Genomic DNA, 20181 nt, shown 5'->3' with positions numbered 1-20181 from the left:
GCCGAGAAGTGATGACTGGGTGTGACCATTATCTCGGGCAAATCGACATTATCAGGACTTTCAGCCCTGGATGCGGTACTCCTCAAGGAGTCGTCGTCCGATGATCATTTTCTGGATCTCGGCCGTCCCCTCGCCGATCAGCAGCATCGGAGCCTCCCGGTAGAGGCGCTCGATCTCGTACTCCTTCGAGAAGCCGTAGCCGCCGTGGATGCGGAACGCGTCCTCCACCACTTCCTTGCAGTACTCCGAGGCGAGGTACTTCGCCATGCCCGCTTCCAGGTCGTTGCGCTGGCCGGAGTCCTTTTTGCGGGCCGCGTTGACCATCATCTGGTGGGCTGCCTCGACCTTGGTGGCCATCTCGGCGAGCTTGAAGGAGATGGCCTGGTGCTCGATGATCGGCTTGCCGAAGGTGTGCCGCTGCTGGGCGTACGAGATGCCGAGTTCGAAGGCGCGCCGCGCCACGCCGCAGCCGCGGGCGGCCACATTGACCCGGCCAACCTCGACGCCGTCCATCATTTGGTAAAAGCCACGGCCGCTCTGGCCGCCCAGGACGCGGTTTGACGGAATTCTGACGTCCTCGAGGATCAGTTCGGTGGTGTCGACGCCCTTGTAGCCCATCTTGTCGATCTTGCCGGGCACGGTCAGACCCGGGACTGTCGGGTTGGGGCCGAATCCCGGCTCCTTCTCGATGAGGAAGGTTGTCATCGACTTGTGTGGCTTGGCGGCCGCCTCTTCGGGGGACAGGCCCTCGTCGGTGCGGCACAGCACCGCGACCAGGTTGGACGTACCGCCGTTGGTCAGCCACATCTTCTGGCCGTTGATGACGTAGTCGTCGCCGTCGCGCACGCCCTTCGTACGGATCGCCGACACGTCAGAACCCAGACCCGGCTCCGACATGGAGAACGCGCCACGCACCTCGCCGGCCGCCATGCGGGGCAGGAAGTAGTCCTTCTGCTCCTGCGTGCCGTGCTGCTTGAGCATGTAGGCGACGATGAAGTGGGTGTTGATGATGCCCGACACGCTCATCCAGCCACGGGCGATCTCCTCGACCGTGAGGGCGTATGTGAGAAGGGACTCACCGAGGCCGCCGTACTCCTCCGGAATCATCAGGCCGAAGATGCCGAGTTCCTTCAAACCTTCAACGATTTCGGTCGGATACTCGTCCTTGTGCTCCAGCTCGGTCGCGACCGGCAGGATCTCCTTGTCGACAAAGGTGCGGACGGTGGAGATGATCTCCTGCTGGATATCCGTCAGCCCGTCGGTCTGCGCAAGACGGCTCATTGGTCTGAAGTCTCCTCAGGCGTTGAGTTCGGGGCGGCCGGGCTGCTCGCCGCCGCGCTCCTTGATGTACGTGGCGGTGGGGACCATCACCTTGCGGCGGAACACACACACGAGGGTGCCGTCCTGCTTGTACCCCTTGGTCTCCACGTAGACGATGCCGCGGTCGTCCTTGGACTTTGACGGCCATTTGTCGAGCACGGTGGTCTCGCCGTAGATGGTGTCGCCGTGGAAGGTCGGCGCCACGTGCTTCAGCGACTCGACCTCCAGGTTGGCGATCGCCTTGCCCGACACGTCCGGGACGGACATGCCCAGCAGCAGGGAGTAGATGTAGTTGCCCACGACCACGTTCTTGCCGAAGTCGGTGGTCTGCTCGGCGTAGTTCGCGTCCATGTGGAGCGGGTGGTGGTTCATGGTCAGAAGGCAGAAGAGATGGTCGTCGTACTCGGTGACCGTCTTTCCGGGCCAGTGCTTGTAGACCGCGCCGACCTCGAACTCTTCGTACGTGCGTCCGAACTGCATCTCTTCTATGCCTCCGCTGAATCAAACGTGCTTGTACTGCCCAGCTTCTTGGCCCGGCGGATCTCGTCGACGACCCGGCCGATGATCTCCGTGATGCCGAAGTCCTTCGGCGTGAAGACCGCGGCGACCCCGTACTCGATCAGCTTGGCAGCGTCCGCGGGCGGGATGATGCCACCCGCGATGACCGGTACGTCGTCGACGCCGGCCCGGCGCAGCCGGGTGAGGACGTCCGGGACCAGTTCGGCGTGCGAGCCGGACAGGATGGACAACCCGACGCAGTGGACGTCCTCGGCGACGGCGGCAGAGACGATCTGCTCGGGGGTCAGCCGGATGCCCTGGTAGACCACCTCGAAGCCCGCGTCGCGGGCCCGTACGGCGATCTGCTCGGCGCCGTTGGAATGCCCGTCGAGGCCGGGCTTGCCGACCAGCAGCCGCAGCTTGCCGACGCCCAGGTCGGCGGCGGTCGCGGCGACCTTGCGGCGGACCTCGGCCAGCGGGGTGCCGGCCTCGGCGGTGACCGCGACGGGGGCGCTGCTCACGCCGGTGGGGGCGCGGAACTCGCCGAAGACGTCGCGCAGTGCGAAGGACCACTCGCCGGTGGTCACGCCCGCGCGGGCGCACTCCACCGTGGCCTCCATCAGGTTCTCGGTGCCGGCCGCCGCCGCCTTCAGGGCCTCGACGGCCTTCCGTGCCCGGGACTCGTCGCGGTTCGCCCGCCACTCGTGAAGGGCGGTCACCACCCGTGCCTCGTTGGCCGGGTCGACGGTCATGATGGCCGCGTCCAGGTCGGCGGTGAGCGGGCTCGGCTCGGTGCCCTCGTAGCAGTTGACGCCGACGATCTTCTCTTCGCCGGACTCGATACGGGCCCGGCGCTCGGCGTGCGAGGAGACCAACTGCGACTTGAGGTAGCCGGACTCGACGGCCGCCATCGCGCCGCCCATCTCCTCGATGTGCTCGATCTCGGCAAGGGACTGCTCGACCAGCTCGTTCACCTTCGCCTCGATGACATGCGAGCCGTCGAAGATGTCCGCGTACTCCAGCAGGTCGCTCTCATGGGCCAGCACCTGCTGGATCCGCAGGCTCCACTGCTGGTCCCAGGGGCGCGGCAGACCCAGCGCCTCGTTCCAGGCGGGGAGCTGTACGGCCCGGGCGCGGGCGTCCTTGGAGAGGGTGACGGCCAGCATCTCCAGGACGATGCGCTGGACGTTGTTCTCCGGCTGGGCCTCGGTCAGGCCGAGGGAGTTGACCTGGACGCCGTAGCGGAAGCGGCGCTGCTTCGGGTTCTCGATCCCGTAGCGGTCGCGGGTGACGGACTCCCAGATGCGGGTGAAGGCCCGCATCTTGCACATCTCCTCGACGAAGCGCACGCCCGCGTTGACGAAGAAGGAGATTCGGGCGACCACCTCCCCCATCCGTTCCTGCGGCACCTGGCCGGAGTCGCGGACGGCGTCCAGGACGGCGATCGCGGTGGACATCGCGTACGCGATCTCCTGGACCGGCGTGGCCCCGGCCTCCTGCAGGTGGTAGCTGCAGATGTTGATCGGGTTCCACTTGGGGATGCGGCTGACCGTGTACGCGATCATGTCGGTCGTCAGGCGGAGCGAGGGCACCGGCGGGAAGACGTGCGTCCCGCGCGACAGGTACTCCTTGACGATGTCGTTCTGGGTGGTGCCCTGCAGCTTGGCGATGGCTGCCTCGTCGAGACCTTGCTCCTCGGCCACCACCTGGTAGAGCGCCAGCAGCCACATGGCTGTGGCGTTGATGGTCATCGAGGTGTTCATCTCCTCCAGGGGAATGTCCTGGAAGAGCCGCCGCATGTCGCCCAGATGGGAGACCGGGACCCCGACCCGGCCGACCTCGCCGCGGGCGAGGATGTGGTCGGGGTCGTATCCGGTCTGCGTCGGGAGGTCGAACGCGACCGACAGACCGGTCTGCCCCTTGGCGAGGTTGCGCCGGTACAGGGCGTTTGACTCATCCGCGGAGGAGTGCCCCGCGTACGTCCGCATCAGCCACGGACGATCCTTCTGACGCTCAGTCATGTCTGGTGTCCGACCCGTTCAGATGTTCCGGAAGCGGTTGATGGCGTCGATGTGCTTGGCGCGCAGCTCCTCGTCGCGCACGCCGAGGCCCTCCTGCGGTGCGAGGGTGAGGACGCCGACCTTGCCCTGGTGCCGGTTGCGGTGCACGTCGTACGCGGCCTGGCCGGTCTCCTCCAGTGTGTACGTCCTGGAGAGGGTCGGGTGGATCTTGCCCTTGGCGACCAGGCGGTTGGCCTCCCACGCCTCGCGGTAGTTCGCGAAGTGCGAGCCGATGATCCTCTTCAGGCTCATCCACAGGTAGCGGTTGTCGTACTCGTGGTTGTAGCCGGAGGTCGAGGCGCAGGTGACGATGGTGCCGCCCTTACGGGTGACGTAGACGCTGGCGCCGAAGGTCTCGCGGCCCGGGTGCTCGAAGACGATGTCCACGTCCTCGCCGCCGGTCAGCTCACGGATCCGCTTGCCCAGGCGCTTCCACTCGCGCGGGTCCTGGGTGTGCTCGTCCTTCCAGAACTTGTAGTCCTCGGCATTGCGGTCGATGATCGCCTCGGCGCCCATCGCCCGGCAGATGCCCGCCTTCTGGGGGGACGAGACGACGCAGATCGGGTTCGCCCCGCCGGCCAGCGCGAACTGCGTCGCGTACGAGCCCAGGCCGCCGCTCGCGCCCCAGATCAGGACGTTGTCGCCCTGCTTCATGTCGGCGCCGTTGCGCGAGACGAGCTGGCGGTATGCGGTGGAGTTCACGAGGCCGGGGGCCGCCGCCTCCTCCCAGCTGAGGTGCTTCGCTTTGGGCATCAGCTGGTTCGACTTGACCAGCGCGATCTCGGCCAGGCCGCCGAAGTTGGTCTCGAAGCCCCAGATCCGCTGCTCCGGGTCGAGCATCGTGTCGTTGTGCCCGTCGGAGGACTCCAGCTCGACGGACAGACAGTGCGCGACCACCTCGTCGCCGGGGTGCCAGGCGTTGACGCCGGGGCCGGTGCGCAGCACGACGCCCGAAAGGTCGGAACCGATGATGTGGTACGGCAGGTCGTGCCGCTTGGTCAGCTCGCTGAGCTTGCCGTACCGCTCCAGGAAACCGAAGGTCGACAGCGGCTCGAAGATCGACGTCCAGACGCTGTTGTAGTTGACCGAGCTGGCCATCACCGCGACGAGCGCCTCGCCCGGCCCGAGCTCGGGAACGGGGACGTCGTCGAGGTGCAGTGACTTGCGCGGGTCCTTCTCACGGGTGGTCAGGCCTTCGAACATCGTCGCCTCGTCCTTGTGGACGGTGATGGCGCGGTACGACTCGGGGAGCGGCAGGGCCGCGAAATCTGCGGCGGTGCTGTCGGACGCGAGGATCGCGTTAAGAATGTCCTTCACGGTGGGGCCTCCGGCGAAGCGCGACGTAGTGACGTTTGGACGCTTGAGGGAACGTCGGGGTGTTCTCGGTGCTGGTGGTGCCGTCGGTTCGGCGGTGCTGCTATCCGTGACGGTCGCACGGGACGAGCCAGAGCGCGCGGTGGCGCGGGTGAATGCCTGTGACGCAGGCGTCCGGGCCTTTGGGGACAGACGGCGAGCGGCGTGTCTCTGCTCGCCGTCCGCCCGGACAGAACTCACGGTATGGCACGCGGTGCCACCCGGCAAGACACTGCGTGCCAAATATTTTGCGCAGATGGCACGTCCTCGTCACACCTGAGCAATCCGGGTGCCCCCCGGGGCTGTGCCCCGGAGTCCCCGGTTGGGGGAGGAAGCTTTGGGGGAGGCCGGCCCGATCCGGCCACGGATCCGCACTCGGCGACGGTGCCTCGGGCCCACGGATCGGCGCCGTCGGGGTGCTCGCCGTTGCCGTCTGCGGGCGGGTTGGGCCCACCCGTCCCGCCCTGGGGGCACCTCCCAGCGTCCAGCTGGGGGAGGGACGGACTTGCCCCCAACCCGCTGGTGTGGCCGCTACGCGCCCTTCAGGGCCTTCTCGATGGTGCGCATGACCTCCGCCGGTGAGGCGTTCGTGCGGGCGACCGCGATGACGACCTCGCCGGTCGTGGAGACCGTGGCGGGCGGCGCCGCAGGCAGGGCGCGACCGCCGCCTATGCCGGTGCCGAAGGTGTCCTTGATGACGACGAAGGCGTGGTCGAGCTGGGCTTCGACGTCGCCTTTGCCGCCGGCGCGGAGCCAGCGGCGGAGGACGTGGTTGTGGGCGGCGACGACGGCGGAGGCGGCGACCTCGGCCAGGAGGGGGTCGTCGTCGCCGTCGCGGTGGGCGGACTCGTCGAAGTGCCCGAGCAGGTAGCGCGTGAAGAGCCGCTCGTAGCGGGCGACGGAGGCGATCTCGCGCTCGCGGAGGATGGGGATCTCCCGGGTCAGCCGGTACCGCTCCACGGAGACCTCGGGGGCCTCCGCGTACATCCGCAGGACCTCCGTGATGCCACGGCACACCGTGTCCAGGGGGTGCTCGTGCGGCTCCGCCGACTCCAGCACCTCGCCGACCCGTACGAGCGTGTCGTCGTGGTCGGGGAAGATCGCCTCTTCCTTGGACCGGAAGTGCCGGAAGAACGTACGCCGGGCGACTCCCGCCGCCGCCGCGATCTCGTCGACCGTCGTGGCCTCGTAGCCCTGGCTCGCGAACAGGTGCATCGCGGCGGCCGCCAAGTCCTGGCGGACGCGGTGGCGCTGGGCCGTGGCGGAGGACGTACGGGCGGGCTTGACGGGCTGGGCCATCCTTCGTTCCTTGTTAGCGTGTGCGGCGTGCCGCAAGGCACCGGGCAGGGCTTGTCCGCCACGAGGCTACGTCAGTGGCCGAGTGAGAAGCCCCGGGCTGTGCCTGGGGAGGAGTCACATGGGGACCGTACTGCATCGTGTTCGTGTTTCCTCGTTCGAGCGGGAAGTCCGGGGCGGCCGTGAGGCCGCCCCGCCCGCGTACGGCTCAGCGCCGCGCATACTCGCGGAAGCCGCGCCCCGTTTTGCGGCCCAGGCAGCCGGCTGACACCAGGTGCTCCAGCAGCGGCGCCGGGGCCAGCCCCGGGTCGCGGAACTCCTTGTGCAGCACCTGCTCGATGGCCAGCGAGACGTCGAGGCCGACGACGTCCAGCAGCTCGAAGGGGCCCATCGGGTAGCCGCCGCCGAGCTTCATCGCAGCATCGATGTCCTCGACGGTCGCGTAATGCTCCTGGACCATCTTCACGGCGTTGTTCAGGTACGGGAACAGCAGCGCGTTGACGATGAAGCCGGCCCGGTCGCCGCAGTCCACGGCGTGCTTGCGCACCTTGCCGCACACCTCGCGGACGGTCGCGTGGACGTCGTCGGCGGTGAGGACCGTACGGACCACCTCGACGAGCTTCATGGCGGGCGCCGGGTTGAAGAAGTGCATGCCGATCACGTCCTGCGGGCGGGACGTGGACTTGGCGATGGCGACGACCGGCAGCGAGGAGGTGGTGGTGGCCAGCACCGCGCCCGGCTTGCAGACCTTGTCGAGGGTCGCGAAGAGCTGCTGCTTGACCGCCAGGTCCTCGGCGACCGCCTCGACGGCCAGGTCGACGTCCGCGAGGCCTTCGAGGGAGCCGGCCGCCGTGACCCGGGAGACGGCCGCGTCGCGCTGCTCCTGGGTGAGCCGGCCCTTGGCCACGGATCGGTCGAGGGACTTGGCGAGCTGGGCCGCGGCCTTGTCGGCCTTGTCCTGGGTGCGGGCGGCGAGCACGACCTCGTAGCCCGCCTTGGCGAAGACCTCGGCGATGCCGGTGGCCATCGTGCCGGAGCCGGCGACGCCGACGCGGGTGACGGAGCGCCCGGGGGTGTCCGTGCCGGTGGCCTGCGGGGTCTCGGCGTCCGGGACGACGGTGGCGCTGCCGTGGGACTCGTACGTGTAGAAGCCGCGGCCGGACTTGCGGCCGAGCAGCCCGGCGGCCGCGAGCTGCTTGAGCACCGGGGCGGGGGCGTGCAGGCGGTCGCGGGAGGCCTCGTACATCGCCTCCAGGACGGTCTGGGCGGTCTCGACGCCGATCAGGTCGAGCAGCGCGAGCGGTCCCATCGGCAGGCCGCAGCCGAGCCGCATGGCGGCGTCGATGTCCTCGCGGGTCGCGTAGCGGGCCTCGTACATCGCGGCGGCCTGGTTGAGGTAGCCGAAGAGCAGCCCGTCGGCGATGAAGCCGGGGCGGTCGCCGACCGGCACTGGCTCCTTGCCGAGGGCGCGGACCAGTTCGGTGACGGTGTCGGTGGTCTCGGGGGAGGTCAGGACGGTGGAGACCACCTCGACCAGCTTCATGGCCGGCGCGGGGGCGAAGAAGTGCAGGCCCAGCACGCGGTCGGGGCGCGAGGTGTGCGAGGCGAGCTGGGTGACGGACAGGGCGTTGGTGCCGGTGGCGATGATGGCACCCGGCTTCACGATCCCGTCGAGGGCGGTGAAGACCTCACGCTTGACGTCGAAGTGCTCGGTGACGACCTCGATGACCAGGTCGGCCTCGGCCGCGGCCTGCAGATCGTGGAACGTACGGAAGCGGGCGAGGGCCGCGGTGCGCTCCTGCTCGGTGATCCGCTCGCGCTGCACGGCGCGGGCGGTGGACGCCTCCAGGGTTTCGACGGCCTGGCGGGCGGCGGCGTCGCTGATGTCGATGCCGACGACCTCGTGGCCCGCACGGACCATGACCTCGGCGATTCCGGCGCCCATGGTGCCGAGACCGACCACGGCGACGGTGGCGGAGGAGGAAAGGGGGAGAGAAAGGGAACGGTCCATCGCGAGACTCCAGATGCTGAGGGTCACACGCGCGGGCGTGCGAGGTGGAGTTGGGTGGATCCGCGGGGCGTGTACGCGGGTATGCGTGCCCACACGTGAAGGGGGTGGCGGGCCCTGTCCCGGGGCCGCGCCGCGATGGTGCCGAACCGACTTCGTGCTGTTACCGCTGCACGCGGCGGCTGCGTCACCAGGCCGCTGCGTACGTTGATTCAAGGCTAACTGACGAGTAACTTAGGCGCCAGTCCTCCGCCCATGTGATTTGGCTCGCTGACAGATGAGCGCAGCATGTGCCGGACCCGTGCGGCGTAGGGTGTGCCGGTGGACACCGCCTTACGAGAAGAACTCGCGGCCATCCTCACCGAGCCCGGGCAGTCCGTCGCCGCCCGGCTCGACGCGGCCGTGGCCCTGGCCGAGGCCGCCGACCCCCGCGCCTTCGAGACCCTGGTCATGCTCCTCAACTACCGCGACCCCGGCCTCGCCGAGATCGCCGCCCGCGCCCTCGCCCGCCTGGGTGACCCCCGCACCGCCCGCGCCGCCGCCGCCCTGGCCACGAACCCGCTGCGCGTCGCGTACGCGGCTCCGCCGATCCGGCTGCTCGTCACCCTGCGGGCGGCGGAGGCCGTGCCCGCGCTGGTGGAGACGCTGCGGCGGCTGCTGGCGGAGCCCGAGTCCCCGTACTGGCGGATCGCCCTGGCGTGCGTCGAGGGCCTGGGCGACCTCGGCGACCGGCGCGGCGAGCCCCTGCTCCGTGCGGCGTGCGGCGACGCGCGGCTGCGGCAGGCGGCGGAGGTCGCCCTGGCGAGGCTGGGCTAGTAGGCACTGTCTGGCAAAGAGCGCCGGCCGCCCGGAGGGCGGGCCCCAGCGGCGTCTGGTGCATGTGATCGCAAGGCGGTGGGGGTCCCCCAGCCTTCGGCCGGGGGGACCCCCACCGGACGACGTCTGGGGGAGATCGCCCTCGTAGTGGGCTACTCGGGTGACTCCGACAACGCAGCGAGCGCGCGTACCAGACGCCGCGGGGCAGGCGGGAGACTGGTGCGGTGGCTGATGCTCCGTTTCCAGTCCCCGCCACTTCAAGCTGGCATGCGCCGTCGTCCTGTGCGCGTTTCCGGTAAGACGGTAGACACCGAGCCGGGTGATCCACCCATAAGTAGCCCGCTTCTCGAAGTACCGCAGTTCGGTCTGCAGGCATTACAGCTCGAGGCTGATGGACTCGTCGGTCGGCGGTAAGACCGCGGCGGCGCCTGAACGGCATGCCTTGGCCCTGGTGGATGGTGCCATGCTTCCTCCGATCGAGGGGGCTTGAGTCAGCGCGCCGCCGCCCCGAGGTACAGGCGGCCCACCTCGGGGTTGTCGAGCAGGTCGGCGCCGGTGGCGACGAGCCGGACCACTCCGGACTCGAGAACCGCGCCGTAGTCGGCAGCGGCCAGGCCCGAGCGGGCGTTCTGCTCGACCAGCAGCACGGTGCGGCCCGTGGCGGCGAGTTGCCTGATGCTGGCGAAGACCTGCTGGCGGGACTTCGGGTCCAGGCCGATGGACGGCTCGTCGAGCAGGATCAGCGCGGGGTCGAGGACCAGGGTGCGGGCCAGCTCGACCTGCTTCTGCTCACCGCCGGACAGCGACCCGGCGTGTTCCCGGGCCCGCTTGGCGCAGATCGGGAAGGCCTCGACGGCCCGGTCCACCCGCTCCCTGAGCAGCTTCTGATCCCGGATGGTGTAGCCGCCGGTGAGCAGGTTGTCCCAGACGCTCATCGCGGGGAACAGACTGCGGTCCTGGGGGACATGGACTATGCCGAGCCGCAGCCGCGCCTTCGACGAGAGGCCTTTGAGTTCCTGCTCGTGGAAACGGATGGATCCCTGTCGCGGCCGCAGCAGCCCGCTGATGGTCTTCAGGACGGTCGACTTCCCGGCTCCGTTGGGACCGATGAGGCAGGTTACGGTGCCGGCTCCGATCTGCAGGTCGACACCCTTGAGGATGTCGCCCGCGCCGTAGCCAGCCACGATGGAGTCCAGAGTGAGAATCGGTGCCATGGTCAGCTCCCAAGATAGGCGTCGAGGACGAGCGCGTTGGCCTGCACCTCGGAGGGAACGCCACTGAAGATCCGCTTGCCCTGGTCAAGGACGATCACCGGATCGCACAGCCGCATCACGAACGACATGTCGTGCTCCACGATGAGGAAGGTGATTCCGGCCTCGTGCCGCTCCCGGATGTGCCGCTCCATCGTGTCGATCATGACTGGGTTGACGCCGGCGGTCGGCTCGTCGAGCAGCACCAGGGTCGGATCGCTCATGAGGACGGCGGCGAACTCCAGCAATTTGCGCTGGCCGTAGGACAGTTCGGAGGCGAGTAGGTCCGCCACGTGGGAGAGCCGGAACTCCTCCAGTAGCTGTCCCGCCCGGTCGCGGTCGGCGCGACCGACCCGCCGCGTGGTGAGCAGCTGCCGCCAGCTGTACCCACCCGCCGCGACCAGATTCTCCAGCACGCTGAGCTGGGGAATCACCCGCGCCTGCTGGAACGTGCGGGACAGGCCGCGGCGGTACAGGGTGCCGGCGTCCACACCGGTGACATCCTGGCCGGCGAAGCGCACTCGCCCGCTGTCCGGACCCAGGTACCCGGTGACCATGTTGAACAGGGTCGTCTTGCCGGAGCCGTTCGGTCCGATCAGCGCGGTCACGGTGTGCGGTTCGACGGTGAACGAGCAGCCGTCCACGGCGCGGACGCCGCCGAACACCTTGGTCATATCGGTGACTTCGAGCAGTGCCGTCATGCTTGACCACCTCCTGCGGTCGCAGCCGCATTCGCCGGCTGCGTGAGGGTGGGCGAACCGGAGTCGAGGGCTTGGCGCCGGCGCCGCCGCCGGATTTGGTCCTGCACGGTCGGCAGTATGCCGCGCGGCAGCAGCAGCATGATCAACAGGAAAACCAGGGCGTACGCGATGAGGTAGACCTGGCTGCCGCCGAGCTGGTAGGCGAGGTACTGCTGTGCGGATTCGAGGATGAAGGCACCGAGGACCGGGCCCCACAGGGTGGCGCGGCCACCGAGGAACGTCATGAGGACCATCGCGATGGTGATGAGGGGATCGACGGCGAACTGCGGATAGATGAAGCCCTCGTAGTACGCCCACACGGCGCCGACCATGGCGGTCAGGCCGACGCTGACCGCGAACGCGAGCAGCTTGACCCCGGTCACCCGGATGCCGATGCCGCGCGCCTTGTCCTCGTCCCCGCGCAGCGCCGCCAGGCTCAGCCCGACCTTGCTGCGCATGGCGGCGAAGGTGACCGCCATGGCGAGGGCGAGCAGGCCGACCAGCACGTAGTAGAACGGCCGGTCGTAGGTGGCCGCAGGGAAGGGAGCGGGCGGAATGGCCAGCCCCTGGGAGCCGCCGGTGATGCCGTGAAGGTTGAAGGCGAGGCCCTGGACGACGAAGAGCAACGTGATGGTGACGATGGCGAACACGTCGGTGCGGGTTCGCATCGCCACTGCACCGACGGGAAGACCGATCACGACGGCAAGCAGGCCGATGGCGGGCAGCAGCAGGAACGGTTCGTAGCCGCTGCTCACCGGGTGGTGCGAGAACCAGAGCGCTTCCGCGTAGGCACCGATGCCGAAGAACGCGGCGTGGCCGAGGGACGGATAGCCGGCGAACCCGCCGACGAGGTTCCAGGCGCTGGACATCACCGCGAACATCAGCGTGAAGATCAGCAGGTTGATGGTCCAGTGGGCCAGGTTGAACGACGGCAGTGAGGCCAGGACCGCGAAGAAGGCGATGGGGCCTGCGCCACGGAGACGGGTCACAATGCACCCCTGACTGTCGTACCGAAGATGCCCTGCGGCCGCACCAGCAGGATCGCGATGAGGATCACGAAGAAGGTCATCTCCGACCAGGCGGGCGAGATGGTGGCGGCGACGACCGCGGAGGACGTCGACACGATCACCGCGCCGAGCACCGCCCCGCCGACGCTGCCCAGTCCGCCCAGGATGACGATGGACAGCAGCTTGGAGATGAGGTCGTAGTGGCTGCCGGAATTGAACGGGTAGAGCAGCCCGTACACCGATCCGGCCGCAGCCGCGGTTGCCGCGCCAAGCCCGAAGCCGAGGGCGGAGACGCGGTCGGCCTCGATCCCGAGCAGCTTCGCCGACTCCGGGTTTTGCACGGTGGCCCGCACAGCACGGCCGAACCGGGTGTGGTTCAGCAGCAGGTAGAGCAGGCCGAGCGCAGCGAGCGACAGCAGGAACGCCCACAGCCGCACCAAGGTGATCTGGTAGCCGAACAGGCTCCAGCTGGAGTTGGCATAGCCGGTGTTGATGCTGCGGTAGGTGGTGTGCCAGGTGATGCTCATGACGCCCTCGATCAGCAGGGCGACGGCGAACGTGATGAGCAGGCTGAGCTCCGAGCGGTCGTCCTTCTTCAGCGGCCGCAGGAACAGCCACTGGACGGCGACACCGAGCGCGAACATGATCACCGTAGTGACCGGGATGGCGAGGAACGGGTCCAGGCCGAAGGAGGTGAATAGCTGGTAGGAGAGGTAGGCACCGAGGATGACCATGGCACCCTGGGCCAGGTTCACGACCTTCATGATGCCGAAGATCAGAGTCTGTCCCGAGGCCATCAGCGCGAAGACGCCGGCGGTGAGGACGCCGAGGATGACGCCTTGGATAAGAGCGTGCACGTGTCTCACCCGCCCCAGTTCGGCTTCGGGTACACGGGAGCCGACTGGGCCGCGGCGGCGGGGTAGACCGGCAGGAGCTTGCCGCCCTGCCACTGCACCAACGAGAACGACGAGGTCGGGGCGCCGTCCGCATTCCAGCCCAGGTCTCCGAGCAGCGTCGGCCACGAACCGGAGTGCAGCGACTTGATGATCGTGGCGTTGTCGATCTTTCCGGCTTTCTTCGCGACGTCCGCGAGCAGCTGGCCGCAGGCGTACGCCTCGGCGGAGCTGTTGTCGATCTGCTGTGCGGTGCCGCCGTACTTCTTCACGTAGGCCGCGGCGAACTCGGCGCTGCCGGCGGCCGTGGAGCTGGGGTACCAGTCGCCGGACGACATGATGCCCGAGGTGTTGGCCGCCCCCACCTTGTCGGGGAACTCAAGGGGTGAATTGGCACCGTTCGACATGAAGACGAACTTGGGGCTGAACTTCAGCTGGACGAGGCTCTTGACCTGGGCGTACGCATCGTTGTTCTGCGTTCCGGAAACCAGCACATCCGGGTGGGCGGCGGCGATGCCGGACATCACGGGGGACAGGTCTGCGGTCTCCGCCGGATAGACCTGCTTGTAGACGGTCTTGATGCCGGCGGCCTCGAAGGCGGTACGGATACTCTCCGCGATCGGGCCGGCGAACGGGTCGTCGAGCTCGGCGTAGGCGGCGGTCCGGGGCCGCTTGTCGGCCGGTAGCGAGAGCACCCACTTGGCGAACACGTCACCGGCGCGGACGGACGGTGCGGGCTGGACGAAGAAGAGGTTGTTCAGGTGCTGGGCGAATACCTGGGGACCACCTCCGGCCGGTTCGAGGAAGGCGTAGCCGTAGCGCTTGGCGACCTGTGAGGCGGGTACGGTCAACAGGCTGGAGAACGGCCCGAAGACCAGGTCTACATGGTCCTGGTTGATCAGATTCTGGTAGTTCGTAATGACCTGGGTGGGGCTGGACAGGTCGTCCACGATCTTGAACTCCACCTTGCGGCCGAGCAGCCCGCCCTTGGCGTTGACCGAGTCGGCCCACAGCTGGTAACCGCGCTGCACGGCCTTGCCGCTGTCGGCGAAGTCGCCGGTGAGGGACACGGAGGCCCCGATCACCAGAGGACCGTTCCGCTGCCCCGTAGCCGCTGTGTCACTGCCGGACGCGCAGCCGCTCGCAGTGAGCGCCAGCGCGCATGCGGCGACGGCGGCCTGCCATGTTGTCTTCGAGTATTTGTTCCACTTCATAGTCGGCGTCTCCTGACTCTTCGTTGAGCCGATGGGATGTCCGTGCTGAAGGCAGGGCCCTGAGGGCCTGCCGGTGTTGCGGATGTGCGGTTTCTTCGGCCTGTGCTACTCGGCATTGGCCACGAACAGTTCCTGCGCCGGGAACTTGGTGAGTACCCGGGGCCCGTCCGCTGTGACGACGACCTCCTCCTCGATTCGGGCGGCCGAAAAGCCGTCCGAGGCGGGGCAGTAGGTCTTCAGCGCGAAGACCATGCCCTCGTGGATCCCCCCCGGTTTCTCCAGGCTGTTGAGCAGGCCGATGTCGGGCGTTCGTGCAGGCCGAGGCCCAGGCCGTGCCCGAACTGCAGCCCAAGAGTGGCTAGATCTGCGTGGACACCGTGGAGCTGTCCACCAGAAGACCGGGGCGTGGTACGGGTGAGTGAGTACTCCGACGGAGGCCAGTCGTGACGACCTCCAGATCCGCTGAGGCGGACACCATGACGAACACCACGTCCTGGTGCGCGAGTTGATCGGGTCGGTCAACAATGGCCGCCCCGCGCTCGGCCAGCGGCTCCGCCTTGGCGCGCGTCCGGTTGTACACGGCCACATCGTGGCCCGCGTCAAGCAACCGGCCCGCCAGTTGGAAGCTCATCCGGCCCGCACCGAGCCGGCCGATACGGGGCCTGTCCTTCGCGACATACGTCATCGTTCTTGCCACGCCCTTCGTTCCGCCCCGGTCGGCTGATGTCCCTCCAGCGCTCTATGCATTCGATTGCGGTCTTGAACGGACGTCGTCCCCTGTCACGGCGTAGATGTGCCGGGTGTCCGTACCGTCAATGCAGGTGGTCGCCTGGCCCTCGCACCTTCGTGACTATGCAATCGGTTGCGTTGCCATGACGATCCGCTACCCAAAAACGATTGTCAATCGGTTGCCATGGATTTTCTGGGAGAGGACGGCACCCGGCAGCACGAGGTATGCGATCGGTTGTGACACGAATCCGGCGCGGCTAGAAGACTCATGGAGATCTTGCCCTTGCGGCTATGTGCTGGCCGGGGTGAGTCTCCAGGTGCGACCTGTGTGGGTGAGTCCAAGGTTGATCAGCTGGCGGAGTTTGAGGGCGGCGGCGCGGGCGTGAAGCCAGGCGTCGTTGGCGATGGTGCCGCGGTAACGGAGTTTGCGGTCGTCGTGGTGGACGAGCCAGGTGACGGCGCGTTCGACCGGTTGTGAGAGGGCAATGGTGTGCCCTTGGGGGGTGCCTCTATGTCCTTCGTCAACCCTGGTTGTGTCATGCGGTGGCTTCTTGGGGGTGCGGGGTTGGTAGAAGGTGCCGTCGCGGAGCATGGCGAAGATGACGCTGATGCGGTGGCGGGCGAGGCGGAGGAGGGCTTGGGTGTTTCCGGTCCTGGGTGCGTGTTCGCCGTGGATGGAGGATCCGGAGGACTTGGTCGCTGGGGCGGGGCCGGTGTAGGAGGCCAGGGCGGGCGGCGGTTGGGAAGGCCGAGCCGTCGCCGATGGTGATCAGGAGGGTGGCGGCGGTCCTGACGCCGACTCCGGGCATCGAGGTCAGGACCTGGGAAAGAGGGTGAGCCTCCAGCAGCTCGCTGATCTGTGCTTCGAGCGCGCGGCGTTGTTCGTGGACCGCGGCCAGGGAGCGGGCCAGCGACGGCACGATCGGGTCCAGAGTGGCGGTGGCGGGCACGACGACGGTCTGTTCGTCGTGCGCGTCGAAGATGTCGTTGACCAGGCGTTCGGCCATGCGCGGGGCTTTGGGGCGTATGAGGTTGACCAGTTGACGGCGTCCGGCCTTGTGCAGAGCGGCCGGGGAGCCGAAGCGTTCCAGCAGGTGTGTCACGGCCGGGTGATCGAGCCGGGGGCCCAGGACACGTTCGAGGCTGGGGTGGAACTGGGTGAGCAGACCAGGCCGCGCAGCCGCACGATCAAGATCCACTTTCACAACAGACTCTAGCGGCCGGCCGGGCCCCGCGCGTAGCGGACCTCCGGCAGCAGTGTGCCGTCGTAGCTCTCCTCCTGGACCACGCCGTCGGGGGCGAAGCCCGCCTTCTCGTAGAACCGCCGGGCTCGCGCGTTGTCCGCCAGCACCCACAGCCGGACACGGGAGAAGCCGCGCGCCTCGGCCGAGGCCAGCACGGCGTCCGTAAGGGCCCGGCCGATGCCGCTGCCGACGAGATCCGGGCGTACGTATATCGCGTACAGCTCCCCCTCGCCCGACGCCGCGTCCTCCCCCCGGTACGGGCCGTGCGCCGCCCAGCCCACCACCGCGTCGTCCGCGTCGACGGCCACCAGGTTCTCCACCCGGCCCAACGACTTCGCGAAGAACTCGCGCCTGCGCGCCGCGTCCGCCTCCACGCTCATCGCATCCAGATACCCCTGCGGCAATATCCCCGCGTACGCGGCCTGCCACCCCCGCACCCGCACCGCCGACACCGCATCAATATCCGCCTCGGTCATCGACCGCACGCCCACGCCCACGCTCGCCATGAACGCACCCTATTCCGCAGCGGTTTCCGCCTTCCGCCGGGCCCGCAGTGCCCGTACCCGTCCCCGGCTGGCGCATGCCGGCGAGGGGCACCAGCGTCGGCGGCCGGTCGGATTGGTGAAGACGGCGCGGCAGTCGTGCTCGCCGCACACAGCCAGGTCGTGACGCTCGGGGCCGGTGAGGTGGTCGACGGCTTGGCGGGCGATGCGGGCGAGGGCGGCGGTGGGGGTGGTGGGGGGCTCGCGGAGGAGGCGGTGGCGGGTCAGGAGGTGTACGGGGTCGGGGTGGGCGGCGAGGAGGGCGGCGAGGTCGGCGGCGGGGCCGGGGGGTGGGGGGTCACCGTCGACGGTGGCGAGGGCCAGGGGGCGGAGGATTTCCCGGAGTCGGCGGGCTTCGGCCAGGTCGTGGGGGCCGGGGGGCCGGGCGGGGGCGAGCTCGCAGCGGTCGAACCACTCCGCGAGGCGTTCGGGGGTGGCGAGCCGCTCCACGGGGTGGGTGCTGAAGGTGCGGCCGCTGGTCGCGAGCAGGTTGAGCCAGGTGGCGCCGCAGTCGAAGCGGAAGGCCATGCGGTCGTCACGTGTGTCGTCGTCCACGGGACCAGCGTAACGCCCTTGCCGTTACGGAGTTGGGCTGTGTAACGTCTGAGGCGTTACCTGTCGATCGTTGGGAGGACGCGATGGAGGACCGGGCGGTCCGTACGGTCCTGGGGGACATCTCTGTGGCCGACTTACCTGGCGTTGACATGTGACCAAAAGGTCACCTATTTTGGGGGCGTGGAGGAAGACGCGGTATTCAAGGCTCTCGCCGACCCGACTCGGCGCAGTCTTCTCGACGCGCTCTTCCGTGAGGACGGGCAGACGCTCAGCGCTCTGGAGGCGCGCTTCGACATCACACGCTTCGCTGTGATGAAGCACCTCAAGCAGTTGGAGGAGGCCGGCCTGGTGGTCACCAGGCGGCAGGGCCGCGAGAAGCTCCACTTCCTCAACCCCGTCCCCATCCGGCTCGTCCACGACCGGTGGGTGAGCAAGTACGCGGAACCCTGGGCCGCTGGCCTCAGTGGCCTCAAGCGCCGACTGGAGAGCCCCATGGAAAAGATCTTCGAGATTTACATCCGCACCACACCGGAGCGCCTCTGGGAAGCGATCACCGACCCCGAGATCAGGGCCAAGTACAACTTCGGCGCCGGAATCACCTCGGACTGGAAGCCCGGCTCGCGGTACGAGATGGCTGCATCGGGCGCCGGGGGGCTGCTCGGCGCGGGGGAGATCCTGGAGGTGGACCCGCCGCGCAGGCTCGTGCAGAGCATGGTCGCGCTGTGGAGCGACGAGGTGAAGAGCGAGGGCACGTCGAGGGTGACGTGGGAGATCGAGCCCGTCGCGGACTCCTGCCGCCTGACCGTCACCCACGACCAGCTGCGCGAGGGCGCGAACGACGAGCTGTACGGCGGCTGGCCGATGATTCTCTCCGGCCTGAAGACCTGGCTGGAGACGGGCGAGCTGCTCACCACGCCTGGGTCGCTGCTCTACACGTGATCACAGCAGCGTCAGCTGCGTGGCCTCCGCTTCCGGTTCCGGCACCGGTTCCGGTTCGACCCGGCGCATCGACCCCGGGCGGTGCGCCGGGCCGATGCCGTATTCGGTGGCGAGGTCGTGCACCTGGCGCGTGATGCGCCGCTGGTACCAGGTGGGTGCGTACGACCCGTCCGCGTACAGCGCCTTGTAGCGCGGGATCAGGCGCGGGTGGTGGACGGACAGCCACGCCATGTACCACTCGCGGGCGCCGGGGCGCAGGTGGAGGACGAGCGGGGTGACGGAGGTGGCGCCGGCCTCGGCGATGGCGCGGACGGTGGCGCGCAGTTGCTCGGGGGAGTCGCTGAGGTAGGGGAGGACGGGCGCCATCAGGACGGTGGAGGGGATGCCGTGCTCGTTGAGGGTGCGGCATACGTCGAGGCGCTTCTGCGGTGAGGGGGTGCCCGGTTCGACGGTGCGCCACAGCTCGCGGTCGGTGAAGCCCACGGAGACGGCGGTGGAGACGTCCGTGACCTGGGCCGCCTGTTCGAGCAGCTCCAGGTCGCGGAGGATGAGCGAGCCCTTGGTGAGGATGGAGAAGGGGTTGGCCCGATCGCGCAGCGCGGTGAGAATGCCGGGCATGAGGCGGTACCGGCCCTCGGCGCGCTGGTAGCAGTCGACATTGGTGCCCATGGCGATGTGCTCGCCCTTCCAGCGCGGCGCGGCGAGCTCGCGGCGCAGCAGGTCGGGGGCGTTGACCTTGACGATGATCTGGGAGTCGAAGTCCAGGCCGGTGTCGAGGTCGAGGTAGCTGTGCGTCTTGCGCGCGAAACAGTACACACAGGCGTGGCTACAACCACGGTAGGGGTTGATCGTCCATTCGAACGGCATGCGGGACGCTCCCGGCACGCGGTTGACGATCGAGCGGGCCCGCACCTCGTGGAAGGTGATCCCGCGGAATTCCGGTGTGTCGAACGTACGCGACACGACATCGGTGCCGAAGAGCGCGGGGGTGGTGACGTTCGTGTTCTCGGCTCCGTCGCGGCTCAGGCTGTCCCAGCGCATGGTGCCTCCTTGCGTTGCCCTGGAAACGATAATAGAACACCTGAGCGAATCACGTCGAGTGGGATGCTTGGGCCCGGAGCACCGAGCACTACGCAACTGACGGAGGACGGGCAGATGGGCCAGGTAGAGGCCACCACGCAGCGCGAGATCGAAGCGGGACCGGAGGAGGTGTTCGCGGCGCTCGCGGACTACTCGGGTACGCGGCAGAAGCTGCTCCCCGAGCAGTTCAGCGAGTACGAGGTCCGCGAGGGCGGCAAGGGCGATAGCACCCTCGTGCACTGGAAGCTCCAGGCCACCGAGAAGCGGATCCGGGACATCCTCTTCGCCGTGACCGAGCCGACGGCCGGGCAGCTCGTCGAGACCGACCAGAACTCGTCCATGGTGACGACCTGGACCGTCACCCCGGCGGGTGAGGGCCGCTCCAAGGTCGTCACCACGACGACCTGGAAAGGCGCCGGCGGAATCGGCGGCTTCTTCGAGCGCACCTTCGCGCCCAAGGGGCTGAACCGGATCTACGACGCCGTACTGGCGCGGCTCGCCGGCGAGGTCGAGGGCGCGGCGAAGTAGGTCACCGATACGGGTAGGTCACCGATACGGGTGGTTCTGCGCCCCTTTGGAGCATCGTCGCGCCTGTAGATCGTTGTCGCTCGCAGGGCAGGCGCGACGAGGGGAGCGG

The 20181-nt window shown here is 68.4% G+C and carries 19 protein-coding genes and 1 pseudogene; 3 read left to right on the top strand and 17 right to left on the bottom strand.

The window, feature by feature from the left end; translation table 11 throughout:
- Window positions 1-60: 60 nt before the first annotated feature.
- The 6 genes from EFK10_RS26900 to EFK10_RS26875 all read right to left on the bottom strand — a co-directional run bounded on the left by EFK10_RS26900 (window position 61) and on the right by EFK10_RS26875 (window position 8538).
- The gene (locus EFK10_RS26900) at window positions 61-1281 is read right to left on the bottom strand and encodes an acyl-CoA dehydrogenase family protein (RefSeq protein WP_127358240.1); all 1221 of its coding nucleotides are present in this window, start codon (window positions 1279-1281) and stop codon (window positions 61-63) included.
- Window positions 1282-1296: 15 nt separating this feature from the next.
- Window positions 1297-1800, bottom strand: a complete 504-nt coding sequence (locus EFK10_RS26895; RefSeq protein WP_127358239.1) for a MaoC family dehydratase — start codon at window positions 1798-1800, stop codon at window positions 1297-1299.
- A 5-nt stretch (window positions 1801-1805) separates the two neighbouring features.
- The gene (locus EFK10_RS26890; RefSeq protein ID WP_127358238.1) at window positions 1806-3839 is read right to left on the bottom strand and encodes a protein meaA; all 2034 of its coding nucleotides are present in this window, start codon (window positions 3837-3839) and stop codon (window positions 1806-1808) included.
- A gap of 18 nt (window positions 3840-3857) precedes the next feature.
- A complete protein-coding gene (gene ccrA / locus EFK10_RS26885) occupies window positions 3858-5195 on the bottom strand; it encodes a crotonyl-CoA carboxylase/reductase (RefSeq protein ID WP_127358237.1) in 1338 nt (445 codons plus the stop codon).
- Between the two features lie 567 nt (window positions 5196-5762).
- Window positions 5763-6530 carry a TetR/AcrR family transcriptional regulator gene (locus EFK10_RS26880; RefSeq protein WP_127358236.1) on the bottom strand — a complete coding sequence of 256 codons (768 nt, stop codon included), beginning with the start codon at window positions 6528-6530 and terminating at the stop codon, window positions 5763-5765.
- A 205-nt stretch (window positions 6531-6735) separates the two neighbouring features.
- Entirely contained in the window at window positions 6736-8538 is a 1803-nt protein-coding gene (locus tag EFK10_RS26875; protein WP_127358235.1) for a 3-hydroxyacyl-CoA dehydrogenase family protein, read from the bottom strand.
- Window positions 8539-8856: 318 nt separating this feature from the next.
- On the opposite strand from EFK10_RS26875, the gene EFK10_RS26870 reads away from it, so the two are divergent.
- Window positions 8857-9351 carry a HEAT repeat domain-containing protein gene (locus EFK10_RS26870; RefSeq protein ID WP_127358234.1) on the top strand — a complete coding sequence of 165 codons (495 nt, stop codon included), beginning with the start codon at window positions 8857-8859 and terminating at the stop codon, window positions 9349-9351.
- 491 nt (window positions 9352-9842) lie between these two features.
- Here the strand turns inward: EFK10_RS26870 and EFK10_RS26865 are convergent, their stop codons facing one another.
- The 10 genes and pseudogenes from EFK10_RS26865 to EFK10_RS26820 form a co-directional block, all read right to left on the bottom strand.
- The gene (locus tag EFK10_RS26865) at window positions 9843-10565 is read right to left on the bottom strand and encodes an ABC transporter ATP-binding protein (RefSeq protein WP_127358233.1); all 723 of its coding nucleotides are present in this window, start codon (window positions 10563-10565) and stop codon (window positions 9843-9845) included.
- Window positions 10566-10567: 2 nt separating this feature from the next.
- A complete protein-coding gene (locus EFK10_RS26860; RefSeq protein ID WP_127358232.1) occupies window positions 10568-11302 on the bottom strand; it encodes an ABC transporter ATP-binding protein in 735 nt (244 codons plus the stop codon).
- Window positions 11299-12330 (bottom strand): branched-chain amino acid ABC transporter permease, encoded by a 1032-nt coding sequence (locus tag EFK10_RS26855; RefSeq protein ID WP_127358231.1) that lies wholly within the window; start codon window positions 12328-12330, stop codon window positions 11299-11301. Before EFK10_RS26855 ends, EFK10_RS26860 begins: the two co-directional genes overlap by 4 nt.
- A complete protein-coding gene (locus tag EFK10_RS26850) occupies window positions 12327-13205 on the bottom strand; it encodes a branched-chain amino acid ABC transporter permease (protein ID WP_127358230.1) in 879 nt (292 codons plus the stop codon). Before EFK10_RS26850 ends, EFK10_RS26855 begins: the two co-directional genes overlap by 4 nt.
- Window positions 13206-13210: 5 nt before the next feature.
- Window positions 13211-14455 carry an amino acid ABC transporter substrate-binding protein gene (locus tag EFK10_RS26845; RefSeq protein WP_127358229.1) on the bottom strand — a complete coding sequence of 415 codons (1245 nt, stop codon included), beginning with the start codon at window positions 14453-14455 and terminating at the stop codon, window positions 13211-13213.
- 105 nt (window positions 14456-14560) lie between these two features.
- Window positions 14561-14707 carry a hypothetical protein gene (locus EFK10_RS52790; protein ID WP_206305598.1) on the bottom strand — a complete coding sequence of 49 codons (147 nt, stop codon included), beginning with the start codon at window positions 14705-14707 and terminating at the stop codon, window positions 14561-14563.
- A 106-nt stretch (window positions 14708-14813) separates the two neighbouring features.
- Entirely contained in the window at window positions 14814-15152 is a 339-nt protein-coding gene (locus EFK10_RS26835; RefSeq protein ID WP_240677481.1) for an NAD(P)-binding domain-containing protein, read from the bottom strand.
- A gap of 582 nt (window positions 15153-15734) precedes the next feature.
- Window positions 15735-16353, bottom strand: a pseudogene (locus EFK10_RS26830) (transposase); the annotation flags it as partial.
- A gap of 44 nt (window positions 16354-16397) precedes the next feature.
- Window positions 16398-16934, bottom strand: a complete 537-nt coding sequence (locus EFK10_RS26825; protein ID WP_240677480.1) for a GNAT family N-acetyltransferase — start codon at window positions 16932-16934, stop codon at window positions 16398-16400.
- A gap of 9 nt (window positions 16935-16943) precedes the next feature.
- Window positions 16944-17525 carry a CGNR zinc finger domain-containing protein gene (locus tag EFK10_RS26820; protein ID WP_240677479.1) on the bottom strand — a complete coding sequence of 194 codons (582 nt, stop codon included), beginning with the start codon at window positions 17523-17525 and terminating at the stop codon, window positions 16944-16946.
- 180 nt (window positions 17526-17705) lie between these two features.
- Here EFK10_RS26820 and EFK10_RS26815 point away from each other — a divergent pair, with 180 nt between their 5' ends.
- Window positions 17706-18464 (top strand): ArsR/SmtB family transcription factor, encoded by a 759-nt coding sequence (locus EFK10_RS26815; RefSeq protein WP_127358228.1) that lies wholly within the window; start codon window positions 17706-17708, stop codon window positions 18462-18464.
- Here EFK10_RS26815 and EFK10_RS26810 read toward each other — a convergent pair whose 3' ends face one another.
- Window positions 18465-19505 carry an Rv2578c family radical SAM protein gene (locus tag EFK10_RS26810; RefSeq protein WP_127358227.1) on the bottom strand — a complete coding sequence of 347 codons (1041 nt, stop codon included), beginning with the start codon at window positions 19503-19505 and terminating at the stop codon, window positions 18465-18467.
- 114 nt (window positions 19506-19619) lie between these two features.
- Between EFK10_RS26810 and EFK10_RS26805 the strand changes: the two genes are divergently transcribed.
- Window positions 19620-20072 carry an SRPBCC family protein gene (locus EFK10_RS26805; RefSeq protein ID WP_127358226.1) on the top strand — a complete coding sequence of 151 codons (453 nt, stop codon included), beginning with the start codon at window positions 19620-19622 and terminating at the stop codon, window positions 20070-20072.
- The last annotated feature ends 109 nt before the right edge of the window (window positions 20073-20181 follow it).

It is taken from the genome of Streptomyces soli, assembly GCF_003999195.1.
GTDB classification, from domain to species: Bacteria; Actinomycetota; Actinomycetes; order Streptomycetales; family Streptomycetaceae; genus Actinacidiphila; species Actinacidiphila soli.
Note: the sequence above shows the minus strand (reverse complement) of the source record. Positions and strands in the feature narration are given on the sequence as shown.

Excerpts from the sequence above, each read along its gene's own strand:
- EFK10_RS26895 (WP_127358239.1), bottom strand. The coding sequence starts at position 1,800 with ATGCAGTTCGGACGCACGTACGAAGAGTTCGAGGTCGGCGCGGTCTAC.
- EFK10_RS26875 (WP_127358235.1), bottom strand. The coding sequence starts at position 8,538 with ATGGACCGTTCCCTTTCTCTCCCCCTTTCCTCCTCCGCCACCGTCGCC.
- EFK10_RS52790 (WP_206305598.1), bottom strand. The coding sequence starts at position 14,707 with ATGGTCTTCGCGCTGAAGACCTACTGCCCCGCCTCGGACGGCTTTTCG.
- EFK10_RS26890 (WP_127358238.1), bottom strand. The coding sequence starts at position 3,839 with ATGACTGAGCGTCAGAAGGATCGTCCGTGGCTGATGCGGACGTACGCG.
- EFK10_RS26810 (WP_127358227.1), bottom strand. The coding sequence starts at position 19,505 with ATGCGCTGGGACAGCCTGAGCCGCGACGGAGCCGAGAACACGAACGTC.
- EFK10_RS26900 (WP_127358240.1), bottom strand. The coding sequence starts at position 1,281 with ATGAGCCGTCTTGCGCAGACCGACGGGCTGACGGATATCCAGCAGGAG.
- EFK10_RS26860 (WP_127358232.1), bottom strand. The coding sequence starts at position 11,302 with ATGACGGCACTGCTCGAAGTCACCGATATGACCAAGGTGTTCGGCGGC.
- EFK10_RS26880 (WP_127358236.1), bottom strand. The coding sequence starts at position 6,530 with ATGGCCCAGCCCGTCAAGCCCGCCCGTACGTCCTCCGCCACGGCCCAG.
- EFK10_RS26845 (WP_127358229.1), bottom strand. The coding sequence starts at position 14,455 with ATGAAGTGGAACAAATACTCGAAGACAACATGGCAGGCCGCCGTCGCC.
- EFK10_RS26805 (WP_127358226.1), top strand. The coding sequence starts at position 19,620 with ATGGGCCAGGTAGAGGCCACCACGCAGCGCGAGATCGAAGCGGGACCG.
- EFK10_RS26825 (WP_240677480.1), bottom strand. The coding sequence starts at position 16,934 with ATGGCGAGCGTGGGCGTGGGCGTGCGGTCGATGACCGAGGCGGATATT.
- EFK10_RS26865 (WP_127358233.1), bottom strand. The coding sequence starts at position 10,565 with ATGGCACCGATTCTCACTCTGGACTCCATCGTGGCTGGCTACGGCGCG.